Consider the following 14,051-nt stretch of genomic DNA (forward strand, 5'->3'; position numbering starts at 1 on the left):
GTAGCCGTGGGGGTCGGTCTCGGTTCTGGCGGCGCGGGTGGTTAATCGGTAGGTCATGACGGGGTTCCATCAGCGTGTCCGGCTGAGCCACAAGGTGGGAGCGGGCCGGACATTCCACCGCCACACCGAAGCGGTTGGCGGCGACACCAGACGGGACTCGCCTGGCGGGGATCGTGAACTTAGGTGGGGCACGGCGTGGGCATCCACACCGCCCCGCACCGAGCGCAACTGACCCAGACCACCCCATCCGAATGAAGTGCAGAGAAGTCATCGAACTTGCTGTCGATATGGGGTCGGTGGGAACCCGCTCTGCCAGGAGTGCCGTGCCCGCCTTCTGGAGTCGCAGCAGAAGCCGGCCCGTTCCGGAGCCTGACGCCGCATGTTGCAGGAGAGAGCGGTGTCGGGGCGCGGCCCCCGTCGCGGCCCTGATGACCTGAGCCGCACTCCGTACAGCCGAACGTACCCGCCGCTGAGGAGTGAGGCGACTGCTGCGGCCCTCCAGCCGGAGGCGGGAACCGGAGGGCCGCCGACAGGCACGGGTTCCGCGGGTCCTTCTGCGGCCCGTGCACGCGTCGCTTCCTCTACGTCCGCAGGATGTCGCGGGTCACGCGGCACGCGGGTGACCTGAAAGCGCCGCAGCCAGAAGCCGTCCCGGTTGGCCGCCATCGCCCGGCGCCGGGCGGACCGGCTGTATCCGGTGTCCTCTTGTTGTTCTCACATAGCCAGTCGAGCCGCCTTCGGCCCGTTCCGCATTCTCGTCCCCCACACCTCTGACCTATGGAAGTTCGGCCCCGAGGCATAGGGGCTGCCCCAGCGGATTCTGGAGGTCCGCGTGAAATCCGCTTGCTCAATGGTCAAGGATCGTTGACCATTGGTCGCATGGCTACCGATGATCTTCCCGAGACGCTTCACGTCACCACTGACGAGCAGTTGCGCGCCGTCTCCAATCGCACGCGTCACCGGATCATGGCCGTGCTCCGCTTCGAGCCGGCGACGATTACGCAGATCGCCGAGCGGGTCGGCCTCGCGAAGGGGAGTTCCAGCTATCACGTGCGGCTGCTGGAGCGGGCCGGCCTGGTGAAGGTGGTGCGGACACGGAAAGTGCGGGGGGTCACCGAGCGGTACTACGCGATGGCCGCACGCTCGATCGAGCTGCCGGACCCCGGGGTGGGACAGCCCGATGTGCTGATGCGGCATGCGGTGGCGGACCTGGAGGCGTCGCCGGTGGAGGGTGAGCGGCACGTACGGATGGCGCATCTGCGGCTCACCGAGGAGCAGTTCGCGCAGCTGGGGGCGCGGCTGGAGGCACTGGCGGACGAGTACCGGGAGCTGTCCGATCCGTCGCTGCCGGACGCGTCACTCGTCTTCGCACTGTTCCACCCGGCACCGCGCGAGCATGCCGCAGGAGACGCCAAGTGACCTCAAACCTACAGAAGTTGCCGACCGGGTTCGGACGGCTGTGGACTGCGCAGACGGTGTCCTCGCTCGGTGACGGGGTGTCGCATGCCGCGCTGCCGCTGATCGCGTTGACGTTGACGCGAGATCCGATGGCGGTCGCCGTCGTCACGGCCGCCGGGACGCTGCCGTGGCTGCTCTTCGGGGTGCTCGGCGGTGCGCTGGTGGACCGCTGGGACCGTCGGCGCACGATGTGGGGCGTGGACGCGGCGCGTGCCGTGTTGCTCGCGATACCGGCGGCGGCGGCCGCGCTCGACGGCTTGAGCATTCCGCTGCTCGCGGCCGTCGCCTTCCTGCTCGGCCTCGGCGGACTCTTCTTCGACACGGCCGCCACGGCCTATCTGCCGGATCTGCTCGGTCGCGACCCCGCGCTCCTGGAGCGAGCCAACTCTCGTCTGCGCGGCGCCCAGACCGCCATGTCCGGCTTCGCGGGTCCGCCTGCGGGCAGTGCGCTGCTCGCGCTCGGGCGGGCGGTTCCGCTGCTCGCCGACGCGGTGTCGTTCCTGATCTCCGCACTGCTCGTACGGTCGCTTCCCGCCCTACCCCGGCCCGTGCCGGAGACCCGCGAGTCGCTGCTTCGGCAGGCGCGGGCCGGGGCCTCGTACGTCTTCCGGGACCGGTTGCTGCTCGGACTCGCGCTCCGCCCAGCGGTCGGGAACGTCGCCTTCCTCGCTGTGGAGACCGTCCTGGCCCTCTTCGCGCACGACCGTCTCGGCATCGACACCTACGGCTTCGGCCTGCTCCTCACCGCGGAGGCCACCGGCGGTCTGCTCGGTGCGGGCATCGCCTCCTACCTTGGCCGGCGACTCGGCACCGGCACCGCACTGACCTGCACGGCCGCCGTCGAAGGGCTTGCCATTCTAGGCCTGGCCGCCGCCCCGAACCCGTACGTGGCCGGAATGGCGCTCGCCGTCTGCGGGGCCGGCATGGGCGCGACGATGGTGCTCGGACCCTCCCTTCGGCAGGCGATCGTCCCGGCCCACCTGATGGGCCGGGTCGCCTCCACCTCCCGCATGCTGGCCATGTGCGCCGCCCCCGTCGGGGCCTTCCTCGGCGGCTGGCTGGCCACCACGTACGACGTCCGCACCCCGCTCTACGCAGCCGCCGTCCTCCTTCTGGCGATGACGGCCGTCACGGCGTCCATGACCAACAACCGCCGGGTCGAGGCGGCGCTGCGTGCCGCCGCCCCGGCCGGCGGTCCGGCCGGCGGTCCGGATCACCCGGCATCCAAGGATCCCGCCCAGGAGAGTGCACGCGACGTGTCGTGACGCCTGCCGCGAAGGCGTCACAACCATGTCAATGTGTGCCGGCGCAACCGGTGGCCGAGGTCGGCATTGCGAGCTTTCGCCGCCCGGCACGCAGCCGCCCACGCCAAGGCAGCCACCGTCCGCCCCAACGCGTCCTGCCACTGCCGGGCCCAGCGCTGCGAGGCACACGCGGACATCAAAGGGCACTGCGCCGGCGGCGTCGTACTGCTCCTGCGCCATGATCCCAGCATCGGTCGGGTCGGGAAGGTCGAAGAAGTCTGTGAGACCTGCGCCCCGTTGATCCCTCACGCCGCGGTCCTTGCCCGGGCTGCGAACCGTCGGGTAACTGCCGAGCGGCCACCCGGCCCGATGCCGGGCCCTACTCGGCTCAGCGTCCCCAGCGGATTCTCCTCCGCAGGCGCCGCAGCCGATAGCGGTCGTGAATCCGTTCGGCAGCCGCGCCGTGACTTGTTCAAGCCTCGCCGACGCACCGGACAGAGTCATTGACCCGATCCGACGACGAGGAGGTGTGATGAGTCAACCCACGGGCTGCTGGGGTCCGGGATCGCCGCCGGGATGTGGGCCCTCGACGGCCGCGGGTGCGGCGAACGGCAGTGCGCGGAGTGGCTTCCCTCGCGCTGACGTCGGCCACTGTGAACACCCTCGCCAAGGGAGCCGTCCGCCGTGAGCGTCCGCTCATCAACGCGGTGTCACTGGTGCGCCGAGTGCCCCGTCAGCCGTTCTCCAGTTCCTTCCCCTCTGGTCACTCGGCATCCGCGGCGGCCTTCACCGCCGGTGTAGCGCTGGAGTCGCGCGGCTGGGCGGCTGCCGTGCTTCGGGTGGCCGCGTCCGTCGCCTTCTCCCGCCTCTACACCGGAGTCCGCTACCCCAGCGATGTGCTGGTGGGTGCTGGCCTGGGGGAGGGGCGGCCTTTGCGGTCCGGGGTCTCGTCCCGACCCGCGATCTGGTCGCGACGCCCGCGCGGCCGCGCGTGAAGGGGCGAGCGTTGCCCGACGGCGAGGGCCTGGTCGTCGTGGCCAACGCAGCCTCTGGCGCCCAGCCGCAGCTCGTTGATCCCGTACGCCAGCTCAGGACGCTCCTGCCCCGGGCGGAGATCGTCCTGTACGAGGAGAAGATGGGTCCGCTGGCAGAGGTCCTGGAAACGGCCGCGGCAGACGCCGCCAGCCGTGGGGCGGCCTGGGCGCCTGCGGCGGTGACGGAACGGTGAACGCGGCGGTTGAACCGGCCCTCCGACACCGCCGCTGCTGGTCGTGCCCGGGGGCACCTTCAACCACTTCGCGGTGGACCTCGGTCGTGGACACCGTCGCCGAGGCCTGCGCGGCGCTGACCGAGGGCCAGAGCGAGACGGACGGAGCATGCTCGTACTTCCTCAACACCTTCAGCCTCGGTGTCTACCCGGAGCTCGTACGGCTCCGGGAGCGCTGGTCGCCCCGCCTCGGTGGACCCCTGGCGTCGGTGCTCGGCGTGGTGCACGCCCTGCGGACGTCGCGGCCCTGCTCGCCGAGATCAACGGCAGACGCGAGTCGCTGTGGCTTCTATCCGCCGGAAACGGCGCCTACCGCAGCGTGGGTCTCCCCCCACTGAGGCGACACGACCCCGCGGACGGTGTCCTCGACGCGCGCGTCGGGCACGGCGAACGGTTCGCCCGCACCCGGCTGCCCGCCACAGCGGCGGCCCGGGGGACTGGCCCGGACGAGGCTCTACGCGGCTGCCCGGGTCACGTCTCTCCGTGTCTCCGGGCTGCCAGACGGCACGCACATGGCCTACGACGGCGAGGTGGTCCCAGCACCGGGCGCCTTCGGACTCGACTAGCTGCCCTATGCCCTGACCGTCTACCGCCCGCTCACCGACTGAACCGCCCTGGTCATTCGGCGTCACGAAGATCTTGACGATGTGCCCCGGCAGGAGAGGGCTTCCCCGCGTCACCCCCGACCTCATACCGCGCCAGGCGGCAGCAGCGGACCGCGACGGGTCACCAAGGCGGCATGGGGGAGTGGCCTGAGCAGCAGATAGAGGAAACAGTTGACAGGAGGAAACAGTCCTGTGAGATGCTGAAGAGACGCCAGCCTGGTTGCGTGGGAGGCCCCGCGCCGTCCCTGCTGGGCCACTGAGGGTGGCCCGGGACGCGGTACGGGTAGTCTTGCTCGGCTGTGTGCGGCCGCATGCCGCACGCTTGACGGCGCTGATCCTCTCCTGGACGCCGTGATGGGCCCGACCCCCGGATTGAGGGGCGACCGTGCACGATTTCACCGTAACCGTCGAACAGCACCCCGACCTGACCCTGATCAAAGTCGCCGGGGAGATAGACCTCGACACCGCCCCCGCAGTCGACGAGGCCGCGCTCGTGGTCCCACTCGGAGGCAAAACCCTGAGCTTGGACCTGTCACGGGTGCCTTTCATGGACTCCAGCGGCTTGAACCTGCTGCTGCGCCTGCGTCGGCGCATGCTCACAGAAGCCGGCCACCTGGTGGTGACGGGTCTCCAAGAACAGGCGGCCAACCTCCTGCGCCTGACCGGAACTTACGATTTGCTTACCGCGGCTGACGAGGGTGGCCCGACGCTGCCCAACCAGCGAAAATCGCCACTCCAGCGTCGTACGAACCCCACGCCGTCGTGGTGATGTAGATCGAAGTTCTGACGCCAAGCTCGTGTCTACGACCCCTCTGGAGTAACGGCAGCTGTCCCGGAGGGCGGCCGGCCCGCTGCCATTAAGACCCTTCCCTTTCCGATCATCGGAGCGCTGATCCGAGATGAGGGAAGGGAAGATCTGATACTCATGGGCGGTAATCACGCCAGTGCCATGCGTAGGACACGCTCGGGACCAGTGCCGGGATCATCGCCAGGCCCTCGAGAGCATCGTGTTCTCGTTGCGATCGACTCCACGATTGTGCCGGCCTACCCCAGGCAGCCGCTAAGGGCGGGAAAACGCGGACTCGGAAGCCTCCGCGGCGGAGCGATCTACGTCGGCGGCATGGAGGGACGCTGCGCCTACATCTCCGGGTGGATCGAACGCGACGGCCGCAGGTACTCCAACGGTGAGACCTTCTGCCCCTGACCCACATGTCCGTCGCGTTCACCCGGGGATGGCCGGCGGGCCATGCCAACCAGCCTCGGTGTTTCCCCGTGGAGCCCTGCGGTGGTGAGGGATTGGGAAAGGGTGCTCCGTCACGTGCGATGATCCGGCTGTCCAGGGCTCAGATCTCGACGCAGAGAGCGGTGCACTCGGCTGCCTTCGACCGAGTGCACTGCCCCTGCATGTGAATGTTTCTCGGCGGACTCAGCTGCACGCTCCGTACAGCGCACGGCCAAGGCTCACAAAGCCGCTCGATCTCCATCCGCTGGGCGGCGATCTGCGAAAAGCTCGCTCCCATGGCGTGCCCGGGCGGCAAACTCTGAGGTGGGCGGCTTCTTGGTGAAGCGGGCGAGCAGTCGTTCGATGCGGTGCCGGGCCCGATTCACAGCAGATCGCCCTGCAGAACGCGATCCGCGACGCCCGCGCTGCGCCCGCCGCCGCGCGGGACGGAGCGCCGGCCGCGACCGCATCGGCCACCGCGCGCACTGGCGACCACGACCACAACCACGACCAGACGGCGGCCGCGCCGCACGTCATGGACCACCCGGACCGGGACGCCGCTCTCACTCCGGCGCGGCGCGGCGCGCCGCAGCCGTCCACGTCCATCAACAGGCCGCGATGCCCGAGGAGTACCTGGAGGGCCGTACAACCGATCCCGCGACGTGGCTGCCGGCTACGTAGGCGAGCCGAGAGCGCTTGTGGCTCAGCCCGGAGAGCACTCGCTCGTTGCGGGCGCCTGAAATATCGGCGAGTTCTGAGAGCACCCTTTCGGCGTGTCGCGTCGGGTCTCTCTATTGGTTCTTGCCTGAGCGGACAGCCTGGCAAGAACGAAGAGTGACGGCCTGGGCCCTCGCCCTACGGCGTCGCGGCCTTCGGCAGGGCCTCGCCCAATCGGTCGAGGAGCGCCTGGGCCGCAGGGCTCGCGGGTCCGGCGGCGGGCCAGGCGAGGACGATACGGGCACGCATCCGGGGTTCGACGATCTGCAGGGTGCGCAGCGGTCCGCCGAGGTCCGGTTCCTCCTCGCCCAGGGGCAGTACGGCGACGCCCAAGCCTCGGGCGGCGAGTTGCGCGAGGACGTGGGGGGATGCTGCCTCGAAGGCGACTCGGGGGCGGAAACCGGCCTGTGCGCAGGCGCGTTCGAGGGTCGCGCGGACTCCGGTTCCGCGCGGCAGGCAGATCAGCGGGCGGTCCCGCAGATCTGCCAGGGGGACGTTGGGGCGGTCTGTGGGAGTGAGGAGCGGGTCGCCGGGTGCGACGGCGGCGGCGAGCGGAGCGTCGATGACCGTGCGGTAGGCGATGCCGGGCGGGGGTGCTTCCCCGGTGGGTCCGAGGAGGGCGATGTCGATCTCTCCGGACAGGAGTGCGGCCTGCATCCGCTCCGAGGTGTCCTCGGTGAGTGCGATCTCCAGTGCGGGGTGGGCGCTGTGGAAGTCCGCGAGGAACGAGGCGACGTCGAAGGCGTGGCTCGTGGCGCCGGAGACCAGTGCGAGGGTGACCCGGCCGCGCAGCAGTCCGGTGTGCTCGTCAACGGTCTGTCGCACCGCTTCCGCGGCCGCCAGTGCGGCGCGCGCGTACGGCAGGACGGACCGGCCCACCTCGGTCGGGGTCACCGACCGGTTGGACCGGTCGAGCAGGGGCTGACCGAGCTCTTTCTCCAACTGGCGGATCTGGGCGCTGAGGCCGGGCTGGGCCAGATGCAGCCAGGCGGCGGCGCGGGTGAAACCGCCTTCCTCGACGACGGTGACGAAGTAGCGCAGCTGGCGAAGCTCCATAACCAGTGATTCTAGATCGCAGCACATCAATCTATTGGACGTATGTTTCAGTTGGCTGCAGGCTCGATCACATGGAGAACGCGACATCACGCAAGGGCAGGAACGCGAAGGCCAGGGCGTGGATCGCGGCGGAACGCCACGAGCTGGCCGACCTGCTCGACGGCTTGGGGGACGATCAGTGGGACGAGCCGAGCCTCTGCGCGGGATGGCGGGTCCGTGAGGTCGCGGCCCACATGTCGATGGGGTTCCGGCTCTCCCTGCCCGCGACGCTCGGCGAACTGGCCAGGGCGCAGGGGAACCTGCACCGGATGACAGACCGTGTCGCGCGCAGGGACGCGGCCGTACGTTCCACCGCCGAGCTGGCCGCGTTCTTGCGGGAGGGTGCGCACCACCCCTGGAGGCCACCGATCGGCGGGTACACGGCGGCGCTCGGCCACGACGTGGTGCACGGACTGGACATCACCGTCGCTCTCGGCCTCGACCGGCGTGTTCCCAAGGACCGGCTGCGCCTGCTGCTCGACGGGATCCGGCCCAGCGGCCTGAGGTTCTTCGGCGCCGACATCTCCGGAGTGCGGCTGTGCGCCGAGGACCTGGACTGGTCCTACGGATCCGGCTCTCCCGTGTACGGTGCCGCCCAGGACCTCCTCCTGCTCGCCTTCGGACGCAGGCTTCCGAACGGTTGGCTCCGGGGCGAAGCGAGCGGCCGCTTCACCACCGTCTGAACCCGAGTACCGCTCACTCTCGCAAGGAGGCACCACCATGCGCGCCCGTCTGCTCCAGGGACTGTCCCTGCTTTCCACCGGGCTGCTTGCCGGCGCTTTCAGCTACGGCGCCGCGAATCTCGTGCCGACCTTCAACGCCGTGCCACTCGACATGAGACTCGACTTCCACGCCGAGCTGATGAAGATGAACGGGATCACCGTGCAGGGAACCATGGCGATCTCAGCCCTCAGCTCCCTCGCCCTGGCCGCCCTCACGCGCGGCCGGACACGAGTCCTCGCGGCCACGGCAGGGGCCCTGACCGTCGCATCCTTCCTGATCACCCGGTTCGGGAACGTACCGATCAACGGCCGCATCAAGCAGTGGGCCGCCACCGCACCGCCGGCCGACCACGCAGCCATCCTGCACCGCTGGGAACTGTTCAACTACGCTCGCACCCTCACCGCCGTGGTGGCGTTCGCCCTCCTCACCTTCCTGGCCCTGCGAGGGACCGCTCCTTCCCGAGGCTCGCTTGGACGCGAGAGCAAGGCAGCTGATCGGGTCCCTCGCGACGCATGACGAACGTCCCGTGGCAAGCACCCTGACGTTCCTCAAGGGGGTGACGTGCTGGCGGCGCCTGCGGGACTGGACCGAGGCCGGCGTCTGGCCGCTTGCACGCAGTCCTCCTCGCCGAACTCCGCAAGGCAGGTCTGCTGGACATGGACGACGCCGCAATCGGCGCCTCGCACGTCCGGGCCCTGAAAGGGGGGCTCACACCGGAGCTTCGCCGGTCGACCGCGCCCGCCCCGGCAGCAAGCACCACCTGATCACCGACCTCCACGGAACACCCCTTGCCGTCTCCTGACCAGCGGAAACCGTCACGACGTCACCCAACTCATGCCCCTGCTGGATACGACCCCCCGCATCCGTGGCCTGGTGGGCCGGCCCCGTCACCGGCCACGACGGCTGTTCGCCGACCGCGGCTACGCCTACGACAAGTACCTACGCCTCCTGCGGGCCCGAGGCATCACACCGAAGATCGCCCGCAAGGGTGCCGCCCACGGATCCGGCCTGGGAAGGACCAGATGGGTCGTCGAGCGCACCTTCGCCTGGCTCCACCAGTTCAAACGCCTCCGGATCCGCTACGAGACACGAGCCGACCTCCACCTCGGACTGCTCCAACTCGCCTGCAGCATCATCTGCGTGCGACACCTCCCAACCTCATTCTGAAATGGTCTAAGGACGTCCGCACCTTCCTCGACCGGCTCCGCACCACCTGCCAGTGCTGCACCCAGGGACTCGATGCTGTGCGGAAGGCGTGCTGTGCCATCGGCGAGTGTTGCCGGAAGCAACTGTCCGCTTTGACCGTGGCCTACGTGCACTCGGTGCTCAAGTCGGCACTGGAACGCGCCGTCCGCGAAGACGAGTTGCCCCGGAACGTCGCCCGCAACGTCAAGACCACCACGCATCAGCCCAGGCGCTTCCAGCCCCTCACCGCGACAGCCCGCCAGTTCCTCGACGCAGCCCGCGCCGACCGGCTCCACACGCTGTACGAACTCGCCCTCCGCACCGGCCTCCGCAAGGGCGAACTCTTGGGCTTCCGCTGGGAAATCCTCGACCTCACCACCGGAACAGCCAGCATCCGCCGCTCCCTCCAGATCACCCGCACCGGCAGCCTCACGCATCTGCCCACCAAGACCCGGGGGCCCGAGCGCCGTATCGCCCTCCCAACCGAATGCCTCCACTCCCTCAAAGAGCTCAGGGGACGGCAGGACAAGGAGCGTGAGACCGCAGGGTCGGACTGGAGCGACAGCGGGCTCGTCTTCACCACGCCGGCAGGCCAGCCCCTCGACCCGGCCAACTTCCCCCGCCGCTTCCGCGGCTTTCTCAATTGGGCCGGTCTCCACCGCACCCGCTTCCACGACCTGCGTCACTCGACCGCGACCCTGCTCCTGAAGCAGGGCGTGGACCTCGTCGTCATCAAGGAGCTGTTGGGCCACGCCCACATCGGCGTCACTGCCGGCGTCTCCGCCCACGTAAGGCTCCGTCTCCAACACCAAGCCATCGACACCCTGGACGGCGCCCTGGGCCCTGTCAACGGCGACCGCGACCACCCACCCATCGCGGCAGGCGTTCGCTGACGTTGCCGTCAAACGGCGCGAGGCCCTCCCGAGAAACTCGGGAGGGCCTCGTCTCCATGGCTACGAGATTTCCGTCAGCCATTCCCAGTCGCCGGGCCGGGAACGCAGCCGGGTGAATCCCTGTTCGAGGCAGGCGCTCAGGCTGGAGGATTCAGCGCGGATGAATCCTTCGGGTCCCAGCCCCGGACCCGACATCACCAATGTCCAGGGCTCGCCACCTTCCGCCATTCTCTCGTCGTCGACCTTAAGGATCACGGTGACGCCTGAGCGGCCCAACTTCTCCATGAGCTGCTCGATATTCATTCCCTGCCCTCCCATCAATAGCCCCTCAAGGCCGCCGAGATGTCACTGACGTCGTGTAGCTGACCTTTACCTACTCTGTCGATGACACTTCGCAGGTGGGCAGAAGTGGGGCCACTCGTAACGTTGTTTCGTTGCATTAACTGCTCTACGACAGCCTGGGCAGTGCGCTTGTTTCCGTTGTTGAACATGTGACCACCGGCGATATCACGGATCACGACGGCCGTGCGGCGCGGCCTGGCCCTGCGAACGGACCTCATCGCCTACGAGGGCGCACTCCACCTCGCAGCCATCTTGATCTGGATGCGGGTCAGCGTGAGCTGTGCGCTGCCTGGAGGGCCGCCCACTCCAGGGCGGGAAACTCGTAGCCCCAGCGCCTCCGGTACCCACCTATCCCGTGCTCGGAGAGAAGCTCCTCAATCATGGCCATGAAGGCCCCTGCAAATGCCTCTGTTGGCAGCCGACCTGCCCAGACCAGTCTTGCGTCCGACCACCAGGACGACGGCTCGTTCAAGTCCGCGAACTCTCCGATCTGAACGAAGACCTTTTTCTGCTTGGTTAAAGAGGACGCTCGTCCCGCTCGGCTCGTCGAAGAACGTCACGAAGGTCGCACTGCACTCAAGCAGCAGATACCGGACAGCGTTCATGAACCCGGCCAGGACCTCGGGTTCTACATAGGAGGCGTGCACCTTCTGTTCCGCAGCGTTCACGGACCACGACCAGGTGGCCCACCCAGACCCACCGAGCTTCCAGTGCATGCTCTGGCCATGGGCCAAAGAAACGTCGAATGGGCTGTGAAGCATGCCTTCCCCTGCGCCAGGCGGTGCTGGCCCTAGAAATCGCCGAGCCAACCAGGACTCGCTCATGAGCATGACGATGCCACAGGCGGGTCTGAGAGACAGGCTCTAAGACGTTGTCTCACGTGGCAAGTTCCTCGGCTTCTTGTGGCAGCTCAGGGTGCTGGCCATGGCCAGACTTCGGCTGTTCCGGTCGTTGCGGTCCACGCACGGGATCTCGAGGCCGCGAGTAGCCCATGGCAGGCTCATGCCGCATGATCGATGAATTCGCGAAGGACAACCTGCACGGGAGACTGCGGCGGGACTGCGAGGCGCTGCTCTGGAAGCTCGACGGCTTGTCCGAATACGACGCCCGCCGACCGTTGGCAGTGACCGGGAGCAACCTCCTCGGCCTGGTCAAACACGTGGCCAGCGTCGAGGCCAGGTACTTTGGCGAGGTCTTCGACCGCCCTTTCCCGGAACCGCTGCCCCGGTGGCAGGACCACGACGGCAGCGATCTGGGGGCGACTGAGGGCGAGACCCGCGATCAGATCATCGAGTTCTACCGGCGCACGTGGGAACACTCGGACGCGACGATCAACGAGCTTCCCCTCGATGCCCCCGGCCACGTGCTCTGGTGGCCGGATTCCCATTCCAACACGAATCTGTTCGCCGTCATGGTCCACGTCATCGGCGAGACCAACCGGCATGCCGGGCACGCCGACATCCTGCGCGAAGGCGTCGACGGTCGAACCGGGATGCGCCCCGAACATGAGATGCAGATCGATGAGGAAGCCCGCGCCGCCTACTACGCGAAGATCGAGCAGGCCGCCACATCGGCCGCATCGGCCAGAGCATAGAGGTCTGTGCCACGTGACTTGAGGTTCGAGCGGCATGATGGCGGCCGTGAGGGCTGATCTGTCGAAGCGTCTGGTTCCTGATGAGCTCTGGGAGCTGGTCGCCCCACTACTGCCGTCGTTCGCGGCTCGACCGCAAGGTGGCGGGACCGCTCCGCGTGACGAGCGGGCGGTGTTCACGGCTGTGGCGTACATACTGACGAGTGGGTGTGCGTGGTGGCGGTATCTGCCGGAGTCGTTCGGTGTATCGCCGGCCACCGCGCACCGTCGGTTCAGCGTGTGGACCGAGGCCGGACTGTGGCGCAGACGGCATCCGGCAGTGCTGGACGAACTCGGCGTCAGGGGTGAGTTGGACTGGTCGTCCGTGATCGTCGATGCCGCGTCGGTGCGGGCAAAAAGGGGGCTCGCTGACCGGGCCGAATCCGGTCGATCGCGGCAAGAAGGGCAGCAAATTACACGTGCTGTCCGAGGGGCAGGGCCTGCCACTGGTCGTGGCGGTGTCGGGTGCGAACCTGCACGACATCCAGGCGTCCAAGCCGCTCATCCTGAGGATACCGGCCGTCCGCTCCCGGCGCGGACCCAGCCGCAGCCGACCGGTGAAGGTCCGCGCGGATAAGGCGTATTACTCCGCGGAACACCTGCGCTGGCTCCGGGGTCGCCACCTCGTTCCTCGGATCGCCCGGCCCGGCATCGAGTCCGGTGAGCGCCTTGGCCGGCACCGCTGGGAGAGCGAGCGGTCGATCGCCTGGCTCTTTGGCTACCGCCGCCTCACTGTCCGGTACGAGCGAAGAGGCAGCCACTTCATTGCCTTCCTCGGCCTCGCCGCAGCCCTCACCTGCTACAAGAGATTCGCCAAACTCACCACGTGAGACATCCTCTAGAGGCGGTGTTCGTCGCCGCTGCCTACATTCTGATCTTCATTCAGCTCGGTGGTCGACTCGTCGTGACCTAAGTTCTCATTGCCTGCAGGGCTCACGGACAGCTGGAGACGGCCCGTCTGAACTTGACCACGTCGGATGACGCCACCGGTTTGGCGAGCTCAGGTAACCCAGGCCCGCTCCGGGTACGGTTACGACTGCGCCATCCTTCGGTTCGGCTTCGAGCCCCCTTCGGAAAGCGCGAAACCACGGCCTTTGGTCATTTCACGATCAGGTTTGAAACCCACCGTGCAGTCTCTGGCAGCGGCGGCACCGGCGCGGACAGTCTGAGCCCCAAGAGTCGCTGGCCACACCTTTCCGCCTCGTCGGTCAGTCCGGGATCCATCGGACGCGATAGCGCGCCTGGAGCTCGTCGGCAGTCATGCCCCGCCGCTGCGCCCGTTCCTGCTGTTCGGCGGCCTGCTGCGCAGCATCTGGCCCGAGTCCATCGGGGGGAGAGGCGTCGTCGAGGGCGAGCTCGGGTGCCTCCCAGCCTGCCTCGATGTCGGGGATCGGACCGAACGGGGCCGGGCCCAGGCCGGAGACACCGACAAGGTCGGGCGATCCGCTCGTAGACATGAACGTTCCTGTGCGGCCATCGGGGAGAGCCAACCGGCCTGGTGAAGCGTCCCAAGGCCGTCGTCGGTGTCTGTGTGGAGGATCCCGACCCAGGTGGTGTGCCTTTCGTAGGTGAAGTCCGGCACGGTCTCGGGATGAAGCTTGAGTACCAGGGCGGCGATGACCGGTACATCGCGTCCATCGGCGAGTGTGACCGTGCCCTCACCTACATAA

Annotated in this window: 13 protein-coding genes and 2 pseudogenes; 12 read left to right on the forward strand and 3 right to left on the reverse strand. The window is 68.2% G+C overall.

Annotated elements, in window-relative coordinates:
• Positions 1-879: 879 nt before the first annotated feature.
• The 6 genes from ACF06X_RS32835 (at position 880) to ACF06X_RS32860 (ending at position 5,343) form a co-directional block, all read left to right on the forward strand.
• On the forward strand, positions 880-1,419 hold the full coding sequence (locus ACF06X_RS32835) for an ArsR/SmtB family transcription factor (RefSeq protein ID WP_392290968.1): 540 nt from the start codon (positions 880-882) through the stop codon (positions 1,417-1,419).
• A complete protein-coding gene (locus tag ACF06X_RS32840) occupies positions 1,416-2,723 on the forward strand; it encodes an MFS transporter (protein WP_392290969.1) in 1,308 nt (435 codons plus the stop codon). The genes ACF06X_RS32835 and ACF06X_RS32840 overlap by 4 nt, the downstream gene beginning before the upstream one ends.
• A gap of 632 nt (positions 2,724-3,355) precedes the next feature.
• Positions 3,356-3,697, forward strand: coding sequence for a phosphatase PAP2 family protein (locus ACF06X_RS32845; protein ID WP_392291028.1), 342 nt, complete (start codon positions 3,356-3,358; stop codon positions 3,695-3,697).
• A gap of 11 nt (positions 3,698-3,708) precedes the next feature.
• Positions 3,709-3,930 carry a hypothetical protein gene (locus tag ACF06X_RS32850; protein ID WP_392290970.1) on the forward strand — a complete coding sequence of 74 codons (222 nt, stop codon included), beginning with the start codon at positions 3,709-3,711 and terminating at the stop codon, positions 3,928-3,930.
• 86 nt (positions 3,931-4,016) lie between these two features.
• Entirely contained in the window at positions 4,017-4,307 is a 291-nt protein-coding gene (locus ACF06X_RS32855; protein ID WP_392290971.1) for a hypothetical protein, read from the forward strand.
• Between the two features lie 652 nt (positions 4,308-4,959).
• Positions 4,960-5,343 carry an STAS domain-containing protein gene (locus ACF06X_RS32860; protein WP_392290972.1) on the forward strand — a complete coding sequence of 128 codons (384 nt, stop codon included), beginning with the start codon at positions 4,960-4,962 and terminating at the stop codon, positions 5,341-5,343.
• Between the two features lie 1,308 nt (positions 5,344-6,651).
• Here ACF06X_RS32860 and ACF06X_RS32865 read toward each other — a convergent pair.
• Positions 6,652-7,569: a LysR family transcriptional regulator gene (locus ACF06X_RS32865; RefSeq protein ID WP_392290973.1), complete on the reverse strand. Its 918-nt coding sequence runs from the start codon at positions 7,567-7,569 to the stop codon at positions 6,652-6,654.
• Positions 7,570-7,640: 71 nt separating this feature from the next.
• Here ACF06X_RS32865 and ACF06X_RS32870 point away from each other — a divergent pair, with 71 nt between their 5' ends.
• The 4 genes and pseudogenes from ACF06X_RS32870 to ACF06X_RS32885 form a co-directional block, all read left to right on the forward strand.
• Entirely contained in the window at positions 7,641-8,291 is a 651-nt protein-coding gene (locus ACF06X_RS32870; protein WP_392290974.1) for a maleylpyruvate isomerase family mycothiol-dependent enzyme, read from the forward strand.
• A 37-nt stretch (positions 8,292-8,328) separates the two neighbouring features.
• Positions 8,329-8,847 carry an anthrone oxygenase family protein gene (locus ACF06X_RS32875; protein ID WP_392290975.1) on the forward strand — a complete coding sequence of 173 codons (519 nt, stop codon included), beginning with the start codon at positions 8,329-8,331 and terminating at the stop codon, positions 8,845-8,847.
• Between the two features lie 31 nt (positions 8,848-8,878).
• A pseudogene (locus ACF06X_RS32880) lies at positions 8,879-9,498 on the forward strand (IS5 family transposase); the annotation flags it as partial.
• Positions 9,499-9,503: 5 nt separating this feature from the next.
• Positions 9,504-10,409 (forward strand): annotated as a pseudogene (locus ACF06X_RS32885) (tyrosine-type recombinase/integrase); the annotation flags it as partial.
• A gap of 60 nt (positions 10,410-10,469) precedes the next feature.
• Here the strand turns inward: ACF06X_RS32885 and ACF06X_RS32890 are convergent.
• Positions 10,470-10,712 (reverse strand): hypothetical protein, encoded by a 243-nt coding sequence (locus ACF06X_RS32890; protein WP_392290976.1) that lies wholly within the window; start codon positions 10,710-10,712, stop codon positions 10,470-10,472.
• 1,048 nt (positions 10,713-11,760) lie between these two features.
• Here ACF06X_RS32890 and ACF06X_RS32895 point away from each other — a divergent pair.
• Complete coding sequence (locus tag ACF06X_RS32895) at positions 11,761-12,345, forward strand: DinB family protein (protein ID WP_392290977.1); 585 nt, start codon at positions 11,761-11,763, stop codon at positions 12,343-12,345.
• A 46-nt stretch (positions 12,346-12,391) separates the two neighbouring features.
• Positions 12,392-13,211 (forward strand): IS5 family transposase gene (locus ACF06X_RS32900; RefSeq protein ID WP_392290978.1). Its coding sequence is split into 2 segments (ribosomal slippage): positions 12,392-12,738 and positions 12,737-13,211, totalling 822 coding nucleotides; the frame shifts between segments, so codons are not numbered across the junction.
• A gap of 378 nt (positions 13,212-13,589) precedes the next feature.
• On the opposite strand, the gene ACF06X_RS32905 is transcribed toward ACF06X_RS32900, so the two are convergent.
• Positions 13,590-13,838, reverse strand: coding sequence for a hypothetical protein (locus tag ACF06X_RS32905; protein WP_392290979.1), 249 nt, complete (start codon positions 13,836-13,838; stop codon positions 13,590-13,592).
• Positions 13,839-14,051: the final 213 nt, after the last annotated feature.

The organism is Streptomyces sp. NPDC015346, from assembly GCF_043078785.1.
Classification (GTDB): Bacteria; Actinomycetota; Actinomycetes; order Streptomycetales; family Streptomycetaceae; genus Streptomyces.

Excerpts from the sequence above, each read along its gene's own strand:
- ACF06X_RS32835 (WP_392290968.1), top strand. The coding sequence starts at position 880 with ATGGCTACCGATGATCTTCCCGAGACGCTTCACGTCACCACTGACGAG.
- ACF06X_RS32865 (WP_392290973.1), bottom strand. The coding sequence starts at position 7,569 with ATGGAGCTTCGCCAGCTGCGCTACTTCGTCACCGTCGTCGAGGAAGGC.
- ACF06X_RS32870 (WP_392290974.1), top strand. The coding sequence starts at position 7,641 with ATGGAGAACGCGACATCACGCAAGGGCAGGAACGCGAAGGCCAGGGCG.
- ACF06X_RS32875 (WP_392290975.1), top strand. The coding sequence starts at position 8,329 with ATGCGCGCCCGTCTGCTCCAGGGACTGTCCCTGCTTTCCACCGGGCTG.
- ACF06X_RS32890 (WP_392290976.1), bottom strand. The coding sequence starts at position 10,712 with ATGAATATCGAGCAGCTCATGGAGAAGTTGGGCCGCTCAGGCGTCACC.
- ACF06X_RS32895 (WP_392290977.1), top strand. The coding sequence starts at position 11,761 with ATGATCGATGAATTCGCGAAGGACAACCTGCACGGGAGACTGCGGCGG.
- ACF06X_RS32905 (WP_392290979.1), bottom strand. The coding sequence starts at position 13,838 with ATGTCTACGAGCGGATCGCCCGACCTTGTCGGTGTCTCCGGCCTGGGC.